At 34.4% G+C, this 13,909-nt stretch carries 9 protein-coding genes, 1 other RNA gene, 1 pseudogene and 1 riboswitch; of the genes and pseudogenes, 2 read left to right on the top strand and 9 right to left on the bottom strand.

Going from position 1 to position 13,909, the window contains the following annotated elements; all coding sequences use genetic code 11:
- Nucleotides 1-247 precede the first annotated feature (247 nt).
- From DW1_RS07230 to DW1_RS07195, 8 genes are all read right to left on the bottom strand, one after another.
- On the bottom strand, nucleotides 248-895 hold the full coding sequence (locus DW1_RS07230; protein ID WP_074349942.1) for a TenA family protein: 648 nt from the start codon (nucleotides 893-895) through the stop codon (nucleotides 248-250).
- Between the two features lie 585 nt (nucleotides 896-1,480).
- Nucleotides 1,481-1,580: riboswitch (TPP riboswitch) on the bottom strand.
- A gap of 236 nt (nucleotides 1,581-1,816) precedes the next feature.
- Nucleotides 1,817-2,635: a MerR family transcriptional regulator gene (locus DW1_RS07225; RefSeq protein WP_074349941.1), complete on the bottom strand. Its 819-nt coding sequence runs from the start codon at nucleotides 2,633-2,635 to the stop codon at nucleotides 1,817-1,819.
- Nucleotides 2,636-3,094: 459 nt separating this feature from the next.
- The gene (locus tag DW1_RS07220; protein ID WP_074349940.1) at nucleotides 3,095-3,490 is read right to left on the bottom strand and encodes a DUF3899 domain-containing protein; all 396 of its coding nucleotides are present in this window, start codon (nucleotides 3,488-3,490) and stop codon (nucleotides 3,095-3,097) included.
- On the bottom strand, nucleotides 3,490-4,608 hold the full coding sequence (locus tag DW1_RS07215) for an ABC transporter ATP-binding protein (protein WP_278335729.1): 1,119 nt from the start codon (nucleotides 4,606-4,608) through the stop codon (nucleotides 3,490-3,492). The genes DW1_RS07220 and DW1_RS07215 overlap by 1 nt, the downstream gene beginning before the upstream one ends.
- Nucleotides 4,586-6,037: an oligopeptide/dipeptide ABC transporter ATP-binding protein gene (locus DW1_RS15155; RefSeq protein WP_083605577.1), complete on the bottom strand. Its 1,452-nt coding sequence runs from the start codon at nucleotides 6,035-6,037 to the stop codon at nucleotides 4,586-4,588. The genes DW1_RS07215 and DW1_RS15155 overlap by 23 nt, the downstream gene beginning before the upstream one ends.
- Nucleotides 6,037-7,932, bottom strand: coding sequence for an ABC transporter permease (locus DW1_RS07205; protein ID WP_074349939.1), 1,896 nt, complete (start codon nucleotides 7,930-7,932; stop codon nucleotides 6,037-6,039). Before DW1_RS07205 ends, DW1_RS15155 begins: the two co-directional genes overlap by 1 nt.
- Nucleotides 7,932-9,008, bottom strand: coding sequence for an ABC transporter permease (locus DW1_RS07200; protein ID WP_074349938.1), 1,077 nt, complete (start codon nucleotides 9,006-9,008; stop codon nucleotides 7,932-7,934). The genes DW1_RS07205 and DW1_RS07200 overlap by 1 nt, the downstream gene beginning before the upstream one ends.
- Before the next feature lie 204 nt (nucleotides 9,009-9,212).
- The gene (locus DW1_RS07195; RefSeq protein WP_074349937.1) at nucleotides 9,213-11,480 is read right to left on the bottom strand and encodes an ABC transporter substrate-binding protein; all 2,268 of its coding nucleotides are present in this window, start codon (nucleotides 11,478-11,480) and stop codon (nucleotides 9,213-9,215) included.
- Between the two features lie 418 nt (nucleotides 11,481-11,898).
- Here DW1_RS07195 and DW1_RS07190 point away from each other — a divergent pair.
- Nucleotides 11,899-12,293, top strand: a pseudogene (locus tag DW1_RS07190) (transposase); the annotation flags it as partial.
- Between the two features lie 923 nt (nucleotides 12,294-13,216).
- Complete coding sequence (locus DW1_RS07185) at nucleotides 13,217-13,417, top strand: hypothetical protein (protein ID WP_074349936.1); 201 nt, start codon at nucleotides 13,217-13,219, stop codon at nucleotides 13,415-13,417.
- 42 nt (nucleotides 13,418-13,459) lie between these two features.
- On the opposite strand, the gene ssrA is transcribed toward DW1_RS07185, so the two are convergent.
- Nucleotides 13,460-13,808, bottom strand: a transfer-messenger RNA (tmRNA) gene (gene ssrA, locus DW1_RS07180).
- Between the last annotated feature and the right edge of the window lie 101 nt (nucleotides 13,809-13,909).

Below are 13,909 nucleotides of genomic sequence, written 5' to 3'. Positions count from 1 at the left end.
AGGGATAGCGGAAAGGATATCCATATCATCTTTTTCTTCGCTTAATGTGATAGTATTAGGGTGATTAGGCTTAAAGTGCAGGGTTCAAGCTCACCAATCACCAAATCAGCTTTGATACCGCTCTACTCTAAATATCTCAGACCTCCATTTGCGGCAATCACATAGTCGCCAGATTACAAAACAAAATCCAAACCATATTTCTCACCTGCGACAAGAAGATAACAAATTCCATTTTTCATATACTTTATTAATTATAAGCCATCTTCCAGAAATCAAGCTCCAACAAACTTGCCTTTTCAAAAATGCCTATGAGTTCTTTCTTTTTATGATTTGGTAAGATAGCACATTTTTCTTCGGCAAAGTCACTCCACAGTTTACAGCTCTCTACAAAGCGTTCGTCAGCATAATCCTCAATGAAATCCCAATACCTTGATTTTTTGGTCTCAGGTTCAGCAGCTATTTTTCTGAATATATAACTGTAACTTAACATACAGGGCAAAACCGCCATCAAGATTTTACATATATTACCTTCCTCGGCCATATCCATCATAAAATCTATATAATTTTGATTCTCAGGAAGCGGCTCAATACCTTCGATATCACTGTCTGTTAATCCAAATCGCTTTAAATAGCTTAGCCGAATAGCTGATTCTGTATCAGTTACAAAGCAGAGTGCAGAATAAAATAGTTGAATATCTTTTAATGTTGTGGAATGGTACATAGCTTTTCCATAGATTCGAGCATAGTGTTTTAAATAAATGCTATCCTGAATCATGTAATTCTTAAATTTCTCCATTGGTAAGATCCCATTTTTTACTTCCTGTACAAAAGGAGTTTCTATGCAGCTATCCCAAATAGGTAAAACACTCTTCAATGTTTCTTCCATAAATGACATTTAATTTCCCCCCTTAAAATAAAAGCTTCCAAATAAACACAGAAGCTCTTTAATACATAATGATGGCGTAAGAAATTGCTTCCCTACGCGGTATTAGCCGACAGTTCTGGAAGCCAGGTCCTACCTTTTTCAACTTGTTCAGTTCCCCCTCAAACATATCAACGATATTTATTTTCAATCGAGTAGAAGGTAAGTAATTATTTTTATTTGCCGTTCTCACTGTATGAGTTGTCATTTAGATATTTCATCTTTTAATGACATATCTATCAGACCTCCCTAGGTAAGAACGTAAACTTTCACTCCATATATCTGCCACATTTACTTTCCCTGTTTCGGATAGTTTAGGACTTTGGTTTGTTGTGCAACCTCATCCACAGGGTTAAGCCTCGAATGTGATTCGTGTACCTCAGACCGGAGTTTTGCCACCGACTTCCTTCAGATTCCACCTCACGATGGACACCCTTGTCTTAAGCTAACGGTTGCACTATCAACCCCCGTATCGGACTTTCACCGACTAGTTTATACTCATGCTGGGCACACCACAAAAAGGACGCTATCCTTTCAGGAAGCGTCCTCATAAAATACAATATCGTATTAAATGCTTCCCTACGTAGGTTTTAACCAACAGGTTCAAAGGGTCAGGTTTTACCTTCTCAACTGCCAAGCAGTCCCCCCGCACGATAAGAGTATATCATTCCGACTTCTAACTGTCAAGATTAATTGATATATACCATCATACACACATACACAGACATTATAGGAGCACTATCTACGTAACATTCCAAATAATGCAGAACAGGTCTGTTTCAATACAAAACAGAAGGGCTTCATCTTCCTTTATATTTTACCTTCTAACATCTAAGAAAAGACATAAAGATGCCGCCTGCTTTTTTAAACAGACGGCACATAAACAAGAAAGAGTTATTTCTTTCTCACTGGGTAGCATACCTCAGTAACTAATTCGTTAGGATTCTGGGTTTCTGCAGGACTGACATGGTAAATACAGAACATTGCTCCGTTGAACTCATAACCGTTATCACGAATCCACTTGGCAACAGCCCTATGAACCGATGTAAGCTGCTCATAGCTTCCTTTAAATATGGCAGAAGCAAACTCCACTGCAGGAACTACTTTGAACACTACATGATCAGTGTTTTCATAGGAGCCTTTAACAGACATCTGTATTTCCACATCTACATCACTTTCTTTATACCCTTCATCATGAAAAATAGCCATTCCATAGCTAGGATCTGCAACCTGCATATTCAAACCAGCAGTTTCCCGCATCATCATTTCCCACAGAATGCCTTCTTGTTCATAGGAAGGTATTATCTGACGAATACTGGCAACATAACGTTCCTGTAAAGTCTTAATGGTAACATTATAATTCATCGCTTTATCATCCTTTCTTAATCGTTCTATGGCTGTATCAAGGAGCAGCAGACGACGATTGACTTCCTCCGATTCGGCCTTCACCTCAGCCCGCTTCACCGACAAATATTCTGCCAAGGCCATGGGGTTGTCATAGTTCTTTAAGATTTCTCCAATGGTAGCAAGGCTGAAACCCATGTTCTTAAGCTCTGTTATTCGGTTAGCAATATAAAGCTGTTCTTCACTGTAGTAACGGTAGCTTGTAAAGCTATCTGTACTTTTAGGCACTAGCAGACCGATTTCATCATAATGCCGTAGCATCCTTATACTGATCCTTGACAGTTTTGAAAAATCACCTATTTTCAGCATGCTTATCTCCTCACATATATGTGTTTTTTTGAGCTCATCTTTATTTTAGAGTATACCATAATGTAAGAGTCAATAGAAATTTTAAAAAAATTTGCCACTTTTTCCAACAGTTTCGAACCATTAAACATCTGCTTGTAACGCTATCTACAGATTAGTAAAGGTATAACACCTTGCTTTAGGTAGCAAATCATACTATATTGGCTCTAAGATAAAATACAGCCTCATCAGGATGTTCACGGCTACTTCTATATTAAATTTGGACAGAACATAGTAATAGGGTGGTAATATCAATTCTTGATATTACCACCCCAACTATTGACAAAGAGCCATATTTTCTTCATCAACCCAGTTGACAAGGAACCAAAATTAAGCTCATTAGGTAACAACCCTTTATAGGTAAAGAAATTGCTTATTTCTATTCGAAAATGTGTAATTTTAATGCTTTAACTTATTTATCTATCAAATAACCATGTTTATAACAATAGATACTAGAATATATACTCCTCCAACAATTAACACATTTAATCCTTTAAATCTAGTGTTATAGTTTGAATTCTTATATTTCTCGTCTCTCCTATTTTCCTTATATTCTTTATAATCATAGAATGACTTGAAATCACTCCCATCACCCTTATCTTTTGAAAAAGCTTTTCTTGATAAATATCCAATGCCACTAAATACCTCAGTTGCATTTGTTATAAAGATTAAACCAAGAAAAAAATATACTACACCCACAAAGAAAAATACATTAGATAAATACATTAATCTCATATCAAAACCATATATGACATACATTAATAGCATCACTATAATAATCGATATAACTATTATGGATAAAAAACTCTTCATATCCATTAAATATCCAGCTCTTTTCTGTATTTTTCTAATTCTTCCGAGTTAGCAAGAACAAAATGACCCTTTGTAATCTCATGCAGCACTGGTTCTTCTTTAGAATAATCATGAGCAGATTTTCCATCATAAACTATTCTTCTTCTGTGTTTTTCATAATATGGATCAGGTAATGGTACTGCAGATAGCAATGACTTAGTATAAGGGTGCAATGGGTTTTTAAATAGCTCATCAGATGATGCAAGTTCGACCATCTTACCGAAATACATAACCCCAATTCTATCACTAATATACTTAACTACAGATAGATCATGAGCAATAAACAATATTGTTAGCCCTAATTCTTTACGCAGATCATTTAAAAGGTTTATAATTTGAGCCTGTATTGATACATCTAAAGCACTTATTGGTTCATCTGCTATTAAGAAACTTGGGTTAATTATTAAAGCTCTTGCAATACCAATTCTTTGACGCTGTCCACCACTGAATTCATGAGGATATCTATTTGCATGTTCAGGTACTAAACCAACAATTTCTAACACCTCATTAACTTTTTCATTTATTACCGAATCCTTCTTTACACCAGAAATTCTTAAGCCTTCAGCAATAATCTCCTTTACAGTCATCCTTGGGTCAAGAGATGCAATAGGATCTTGGAATATCATCTGCATCTTATTCATTAACTCATAATTAGCCCTTGGACTGATACGCTTCTTTCTTTTTATCTCTTTCTTGTTGAATTCAATAACCTGTTTTGCTTCTTGTATCTTTGCAGCATCATTTTCAGTTTTGAGGATTTTTTTTGCATTGCGTATAGCCTGAATATTTGAATCTATACCCTCTGCTATAGGAACACCCATAAACTCGATTGTTCCGTCTGTTGGTTGATTTAGCCCAATTAAAGTTCTCCCCAAAGTTGTTTTTCCACAACCCGATTCACCAACTAAACCAAAAACTTCACCTCTGTAAATATCGAAACTCACATTATCAACAGCCTTAACTACTAGCTTTTGTTTTCCATAACCTGATTTAAAATGCTTTTTTAAATTCTTAACGCTAAGTACTGGCATAGACTCATCGTTACTTATTTCATTCTTATTATTAGTATACAAGCTGTTTCTCATCTTCAACTAACTCCTTTTTCATTTCTTCAGTCATTTCTTTCATTCTAAGTATTCTTTCTTGAAGTATAGCTGGCATTTCAACAGCAGGGGCATTCTTATGCAATAGCCAAGTAGCAGCATAATGTGTATCCGATACCTTAAACATAGGCGGCTGCTCTTCAAAATCTATTTTCATAGCAAAGTTGCTTCTAAGAGCAAAGGCGTCACCTTTAGGAGGAAACCTCATATCTGGAGGTGTTCCTGGTATAGTCAGTAGTTTGTCCTTAGAAGTTAAATCTGGCATTGAACCAAGTAGTGCCCATGTATATGGATGCTTTGGAGTGTAGAATACTTCTTCAGTAGTGCCTATTTCTTGTATCTTACCAGCATACATAACAGCTACTCTATCAGCAATATTAGCAACAACACCTAAATCGTGAGTTATAAAAATAACACTCAGATTACGTTCTTTCTTCAACCTCTTAATAAGCTCTAATATCTGCGATTGGATTGTAACGTCTAAAGCTGTTGTTGGCTCATCACATATAAGTACATCTGGATTAGCAGTTAACACTATAGCAATAACTATACGCTGACGCATTCCTCCAGAAAACTGGAATGGGTACTGTTTAAACCTTTTTTCAGGTTCTGGAATACCAACCTCTTTCATAACTTGTATTGCCTTTTCTTTGGCTTCTTTTTTAGTAACTTTTTTAACACGTCTGAGCTCTTCCTTCTTTTGAGCTATTTTCTCCTTAACTGCCTCTTTATCTAGCCCCTCACTATTTAAGCGAATCTTCTTTATTTCTTCTAAATATTTCGCTTTTTCCTCTTTGTATTCTTTCATAACTACTTTTGTAGCTTCTTTCTTAGCTTCAATCATATTCTTCTTAGCCACTGGAAGCTGGCCTTTTAGTTTACTAATCTGTGCTTTAAGATCTTCATAAGGTAATTTTTTCTTCTTATTCTCCTTAACCTTTTCTTTCAAAATCCCTATCTCTCGCTTAATCACCATATAAGCTATTCTTTCTTTGTTATATAACTTCTCTATTTTGTTTTTAAGGTGATTCCCATTTAGTAATAGTCCTTCAGTAATTTGCTTACCTACTTTCATTATAGGGTTCAAGCTAGACAGAGGATCTTGATAAATCATTCCTATTTTACTACCACGTATTTTATGGAACTGTTCTTCTGTTATCTTTAAGAGATCCTCACCTTCGTAGAGGATTTTCCCATTTTCAACTATACTATTTCCTGCTAATATTCCCATAATTGCTCTAGCAGTTACTGACTTGCCTGAACCAGATTCTCCAACTATTGCCAAAGTTTCACCTTCGTACAAATCAAAGCTAATATCTCTTACTGCCTTAACTTCTCCAGTAACTGTTCTAAATGATATAGATAAGTCTTCTACTATTAATTTTTTCTTTTTATCAATTAGTTTGCTCATTAGTCTTCAACCCCTCTCAGTGATGGGTTAAATGCATCTCTTAATGCATTACCAAATAAATTAAATGTAATCATAAGTAATGAAACTATAATAGCAGGAAATATAGTTAAATATGGTTGTGTCACTAAAAAGTTCCTTGCATCAGATAACAATACACCTATTGATACACCAGAGAACCCTACTCCTAGGATATTAAATGACTGCCCATGTCCAATACCATATCCTAAAAATGATAAAGATGCCTCTGTGAATATAGTACCAGGTATTGAAAGTATGCTTGATGTAATAATTGTACCGATACCATTAGGTAAAATGTGTCTAAATATCAAACGTGAATCTTTTGCACCCAATGTCCTAGATGCTAGAACATATTCTTGTCCTTTGTATCTATAAAACTGCATTCTAGTGGTAGCAGCAGGTCCTGTCCAACCAGATATCACCAATGTCAGTATTAAAGTCTTAAATCCTGGATTATATAAAGTTACTAAAATTGATAAAACAACTAACCATGGAGTATTACCGATAAGCTCTGATAAACGCTGCATTAACAAGTCAACTGTCCCTCCATAATACCCAGAAATAGCTCCATATACTACTCCAATACTTACATTTATAAAAGTTACAACTAAGCCTATAAACAATGATGTTCTAAGTGCTATCCATGTTAATGAGAATAAATCTCTCCCTGCTTGGGTTGTTCCAAATAAAAAGTATGGCAACTCGTCATACCCTAAATATGCGGCATAATCAAGGTAGACCTCATATGAGGAATAGCTTTTCCCATCTACTGTAACTGTATCGTTCTTTCTTACAACTTCACGAATAGGAAATCCTTCACTAAAATACCATCCTTCAGGATTGTCAGGATTTGGGATTATTTCCACATTGTCTCCCCATTCTTCCAACAATCTGTCATACTCAGTTGAAGAAAAAGCCAATTCATGAGTCAAGTCAAAGGCAGCTATATATCTATTGTATCTAAAAGATGCAATCATCATTTCAGAGTTTTGTCTCACATATGAACCTTTACCATCAGCTATTTTATAGATAGATAGTTCATAGCCTTCATCTACTAAAATAGGCTCTTCACTACTATCATCAAATAATGATATGCTAGCAATTGCAGCAGATGAGCCCTTATTATCTGAGCTATAGCGTATGCGTATTTTAGATACAACATCAGTAGCTAAGTCTTTACATAAATCAAACACCATAACTTTGTGCTTACCAGTTTCAGTTATAGTATCAATAACCCTATAATCACTACCAAACTCTGTTTGTAAAAGAACCTCTATTTTCCCATTAGAAGTATTGTCTAACTCAAAAACATCTACTTCAATATAGGCATTATTTGCCATAGATAAACTATAAAACTCATTGGATTCAACAGTAACTGATGTTGAGTCATGATCTAATTTTAATACTGACTGTCCTCCTATTACGTTTGGAGCTTTGTCTAAACTTTCTACACGTGTATTTGTAAGAGTGCTGATATCTACGGCTTTTTCATTATATCCTAAAGGTAAATACAGTCCTGTTTCTTCGTCCATTTTTGACAAATCAACAGGCTTGTCAGTTATGAGCACAGTACCGTCAAAAATACCAAATTTCTCCAATACCGGAACCCTTGGAGGTAAGAAAGAAATCTTCTCATTAAGCTTAATATACTCTTTACCTGATAATCCAGGCATAATGATCGAACATATAATTAAAGTTATTAATATTGTAGTTGCAACCAAGTTTGCTCTATTTTTTTTGAACCTCATCCAAACATCTTGTAAGTAGCCTATGGGCTTACCTTGGATTTTTTGGTCGTATATTTTTTGATCCTGTTGAACAAACTCGAATTGAGTCTCGGAGATATCTCTGTTTATAATGTCTTGTTCGGTATACATTAATATTTACCTCCTATTCGAATTCTTGGGTCAATTAATCCATATGTTAAGTCAACTAATAAAACTGCAAACAGTGTAATAGAAGTATAAAAAGCAGTGGAACACAGCAATAGATTATAATCATATGCATTTTTGGTAAGTGCTCTTATAAAAACTTGTCCAGTACCTGGTATAGAATAAATCATCTCTAATATAACTGAGCCTGACAATATTCCAATAAAGGACCCAATTATACTCGGAACTAGTGGAACCATTGAATTTCTTAGCCCATGTTTTACTATAGCCTGTCTTCTTGTTAAGCCCTTAGTTCTAGCAAGTAACAAAAACTCAGATGTCAATATTTCTGTAAGCTCAGCTCTAGTCAACCTCGTTAATGCTGCAATAGGAGCAAACACAGAAGCTAATACAGGTATGACAAGTCCTCGGATTTTTAATCCTAAATCAGCATCAGCTGAAGGGTAGATTGTTGGTAACCATCCTAATCCATATGCTAAAACCATTACAAGCATAATTATAATAACAAAGCTAGGTATAGATCTCATTACCATTACAGCAACGGAAATGACATTATCCGTTGGTTTATTTTTCTTTAATGCAGCAATGATACCTAGGGCTATTCCTATAGGAAAATATATAAATAAAGCTACTATATTCAGAGTCATAGTTGTGGGTATACGATCTTTAATTATATCAAAAACTGGTCTACCTACCTCAACTCGTGTAGAGAGTCCCCAATCCCACTTTGTTACAATATTTTTTACCCATGAGAAATATTGTTCAGCTATTGGAACCGGTTCAAAAGCTCTAATAAAGTCTCCCTTATCTTCGTAATATGAATTTCTGACTTTTGAACCTGTTGCAACTATATATCTAACCTTTTCCATTTCTTCAGGATCATCAATTATCCTAAAAGTCATATATCCATCGGAAACCTGCTTATTAAAGTATATATCTCTTTGTTCTTCTGTAGTAGGAGGATAAGCAGGTGCCAACTTTAACAAAACAAAATTAACTGTCAAAATCATAGTCAGCATAATAAATATCCAAATTACTCTTATTGATATATATCTAGTCATATACCTGCCTCATTTCATATTTTGATTTGTTTGTAAAAAACCAGATCTATACATGTAGTAGGCGGATAAGCAAGTGTCATCTTTATTAAATGAAATTAACTGTCAAAATCATAACTAGCATTATAAAGATTTAATACATCTAGACGCTTATCCGCCTTTTTCACTTTTAAAATTGTCTGTTAAAAGCTAGATCCTCATAAGCTCTTATTTTGCCTCTTTACCATCAACAACTTTTATTTCCCCGTTTAATGCTGATACAATAGCATCATAGGACCATATCTCTTTAACTGGATTACCATCATCGTCAGTATATAAGACTGTGATTTCTGGTACGCTAGTATCAATACCCCAGTTTAGTGTAAATCCACCTCTGTTGTCTGAACAGAAGTTATCTAGGAATGAAGCTGCATCTAATGTTGAACCAGAGATTCCACCTATTGAAGTATCAAATTCACCAACCATCATGTAATCATAATAGATTCCTGGGAAATCTTTTGCTATAATATCTACATTAACTTTGATATTATGCTTTTCACTGTTGAAGGCTGCTTCTAAAGCATCTTTAATGTAAGAAGCCATCATCTCCTGAGTTTCACTTCCGCTAAAGTAGTTAAACTCAATATTAATCACATCTCCACTCTTATAAGCGCCCTCAGCAACTAAAGTATCAAGTGCTTTTTCAAAATAAGCTTTCGCAGCATCTAGGTTATAACCATGGGTTGAAGGTGAAAGATCTGCTCCTACTGACATACCTTGTGGAGTGTTTCTATAAGGTATCCCCAGCTCAGCATCTACTACATAAGCATCTGTAAATAGATACATCTGTGCTTGAGAAGTTTTCATAACTTCTTCAGCAAGCTTCTTTCTGTCTATTGCATGATACATACCCATTTTAAAGTCTGTATTTGCTAAAATTGGTTCTGGAACCCATTCTCCTTCTGGGAATTTTTCAAGCTGTGCTTCTCTTGTACCTAAACCATTAATCATCATTCTGAAGGTTGTAGCTCCAGGAACATGCTTTAGTCCAGGATGATTTTTATATTCTTCATAATGTGATGCAGGTAAGCCAACAGAATCAAGTTTGCCTGCAATAAATTCTTGGAAACGCATCTCTGCTTCCTTTATGATTGTAAAAACTCTTCCTGTATAAAAATATTTATCAGCATTGTGATATAGGTCATTTTTCTTATATCTTATAACCTTATCAGGTTCATAATAATCAACATAATAAGGTCCATGATATGCTATTGTTTTTTCATCGATACCATATTTATCTCCTAAAGCATTATATAGTTCAATGTTAATTGGAGTAGTTACAAAACCATTTAAGAAATACTTAACATTCCATTCTGACTGCTCGTCAACAAACTCAAATTGAAGAGTCTTATCATCAATTAACTTAATACCTACGTCATCCCACTCTTTTTGTCCGTCTACATATTCTTGTGCGTTAATTACTTTAGATGAACTTGTACAGAAGTCTCCACCACCACTTATAGCTCTAAACCATTTTTCTGTTAATGCAAGCTTATAAGTTTCATAAAAATCAGTAGCATCAATATTAGTCTTAGTTATCATTGAAGTATCAGTTTTTGGGTTGAACTTCCACTGAAGACCATCTTTAATTTTTATTTGCCATTTTTTAGAAACCGTTTTGCCACTTGGTAATTCGCGGCCTTCTATAGGAATTGGATTGCCATCAGCCATGGATGGATTAAGCACATATCCAGTCTTATCAGCATTAAAGTCAAAAGTATACAAGGAATCAAGAAAAAGCACCATAACATCAGATGTTGTACTATCATCATACAACCAGTGATTCCATTGTGTAGGGTTGTTTGCTAGAGCTTGTCTAAGGGTGTACTCACCAGCGTTACCATTTCTACCATCTTCCATAAGTACTTTGCTATCATCAGCACTCATAGTTGAATAGGTCACTCCAAAACCTAAAACAGGTAAATAAGTTTCGCTTGCAAGCTGCATCCTACTAGAGAAAAGTGTAAAACCAGCATCTGCCATTAGTGGAACTCCAGCAAACTGGTTATGTAGCAGATAGTCTTCTGCAGCTGCCATGAAAGTGTGTCTTAGGTCAGATGAAGCAAACTTGAAGTTATAAGTACCATTTGCATAAGTGGCTTCAAGACCTTTAACTGTTACAACTCTAGTAACTGATACATCAGTACCTTTAATAGTATAAGTTAGCCTATAATCACCTGGCTCAAGGGTATTGACTTCACCTTTAACTTCAATATCAGATGTTATATCATTGCCATCCTTGTCCTTTGCTGATACACCTTGAAGAGGATCAAAGTCTGATGCTTCTTCTATAGTTATGTTATCAGCACCTATAATTGTAGCTCCTTCCTTTGAAGATGTTTCTTTGGTTTCAGTGCTTTTGCATGCTGTAAATAAGCCAGCGCACATAACTAAAACCAAAACTAGTGATAAGATCCTACATGATTTGCTTTTCATACCTTTATTTCCCCCTTGTACAATTAATATTGTATTAATCAGTGAATAAAATCACTGTTTAACCTACAATTTCTTAATTAGCATAATATAATAAATTTTTTTATCTTCTAAACATCAAATACTTCTTTTAGCTTCTTACCTTAGCTATTTCGCCAGCACATGTTAGCATGAACCTTGACAATCATGTATAATATTTTCTAGACTTGGAGGGTGAATATATCACCTCCTGGGACGGACCTTTTTAGGACGACTACCCGTAAAAAAGAGTATTTATCCATTCTAGTAAGTCTGCATGTTTTGGCTGGTTGATGTCAGCTCTTTAGCTGGTTCCTCGTGCTACATGCAAGGTTATTTGCTTACATGGAGAGGAATGGATACTTTAAAGTCCTATTGATATCCTTTAAGGAGGTTTTTTTGAATGTCTTTTAGACCTATTGCTAGAATTGATGTAGGCAAATTCTTCAGTGAGATGGCTATTCTTTCTCCTTCTAATGAAGTTATTGCCCGAATGAAAATTAAACATGATTCCTGTTCTGACTTTGAAAGAACACTTGGCTTACTCAAAAAAGTAGAAAAAGACTTTGCTTCAAGAGCTTTCATTGTCATTGAATCCACTGGGCACTATCACAAAACCCTTTTCCACTCACTTTGCAAAAATGGATTTGAGGTTTCCATCATAAACCCCATCCAGTCTAATTCTATCAAAATATTGGAATTAGAAAAGTGAAAAATGACAAAGTGGATACCAGAAATATTGCCCTACTGTATAGATTCCAAGAACTTAAAGCTACTAACATACCTAACGCTGATGTAGTCTTGTTGTTATACAAATTTTTAATTCTCTTATGCAAGATAGCTTTGAAAAAGTTTTAAAAAACTTTTTAAAAACTACTTGACTTTAATTCGCTGGTCTTTTTTTTAAAAAATCTCGTAATGTTCCGAGGTTAATAGCATAGTACTTAGTCATATCATCAATTTAAAAATCTCTCCTGTTTTTCATTGGTATATAAGGATTATTCTACATAAAAAACCAAAACCCTTCTATAAAATAAAGTTTTTTCCTAAACTTAATAATAGTGATAAATCCTAGGAATTTAAGGGGACAAAGTCTCTTTGCTTAACTTTCAAGGTACTATAACTTGCCTTTTTTAGCTGAAACCCTATAACCATATTATTTAATCTCCTGTTTTGCTTGTTTTTAACTAGTTATAGGTTAAATTAATTTGACTTTGTATAGGTAAATAAAATTGCGATATAACAGTTACTAACTTCAAGTATTTTTGTATTAGTTGTAATAAAGGTAATATTCTACATAAAAAAACAAATTCCTCCTATAAAATAAAATCTTACCTTAATTTAATAATTTAATTTAATAATTTTCATATTTTCGCTTCACATCATTAAAGCATTAGACAAGAAACAATTGCAAAAGAACTTCTTGATTAGAATCATCCGAATAAAAAAGCTAGCCCAAATATAAGTCAAAAACACCTTCCATATTAACTATATTCATAGTCTCAACTTTATATACTAATTCTTTTAGCAAATACCATAATGTATTATTGCTTTAGTTAAAATAAATTAGAAGCATTAGAAATATTAAAAATATTAAAAATATTAAAAATATTAAAAATATTAAAAATATTAACAATAAAATAAATAAAGATACTTTTCATTATATTTTATTTCTTATAGCAAATTCTTTCTTTGAAAAACATTTTTCAGCTTTTAGGTTAATGAGACCTATATATAAAGCAATATATGATGATGCTATAATGCTTCTTAGTGAAATTGAACCTTATCTAGTAATTAATGAAAAGAAGCTCTGTAGGCTAATTTTTGATAAATATAAGCAAATTACTCCTAAAAATGAAAGAAAATCCGACGAGTTGAGGTTGATGAAAGAACAGTTTTATAAAGGTTTTATGGCATTATAAAAGCCTTGACTAGAAAATCTAATCAAGGCTTTTATGTCTTTTTGGTGGAGGCGGTGGGAGTCGAACCCACGTCCGAAAGCACTTTATAAAGAGCTTCTCCGAGTGCAGTTACTGATTTGAGCTATCGCCTCATGAAACGCCCAGCAACAGGCTTCTCACTAAACTATCTCCAATTTATCCACTTAAGGTCAGAGCACCCCTTAAGTAGTTCCCTGCTTACTTGGCGCCTAGCATCTAACGGGCAGGACCGTTAGAGTAGACGTAGCTGCGCTTAGGCAGCTAATGCGTAATTATCGTTTGCGTTTAATTTTAGGTGCCACTTTTTACGTTGCTTGGCGACAACGACTCGCTACTCTTTACTCCATACCCCCGTCGAAACCTTTTCGCCCCCATATATTTAATTAAGAATTGAGAGTCGAGAATTGATAATTAATATGCTCAACATCCAACTCAATAAAGCAAAGCTTGGAAATTAGAGATTAATACATCAAG

The sequence above is a fragment of the Proteiniborus sp. DW1 genome (genome assembly GCF_900095305.1).
Classification (GTDB): Bacteria; Bacillota; Clostridia; order Tissierellales; family Proteiniboraceae; genus Proteiniborus.
The sequence above is the reverse complement of the archived record's forward strand: the minus strand, read 5'-3'. Positions and strand labels throughout refer to the sequence as shown.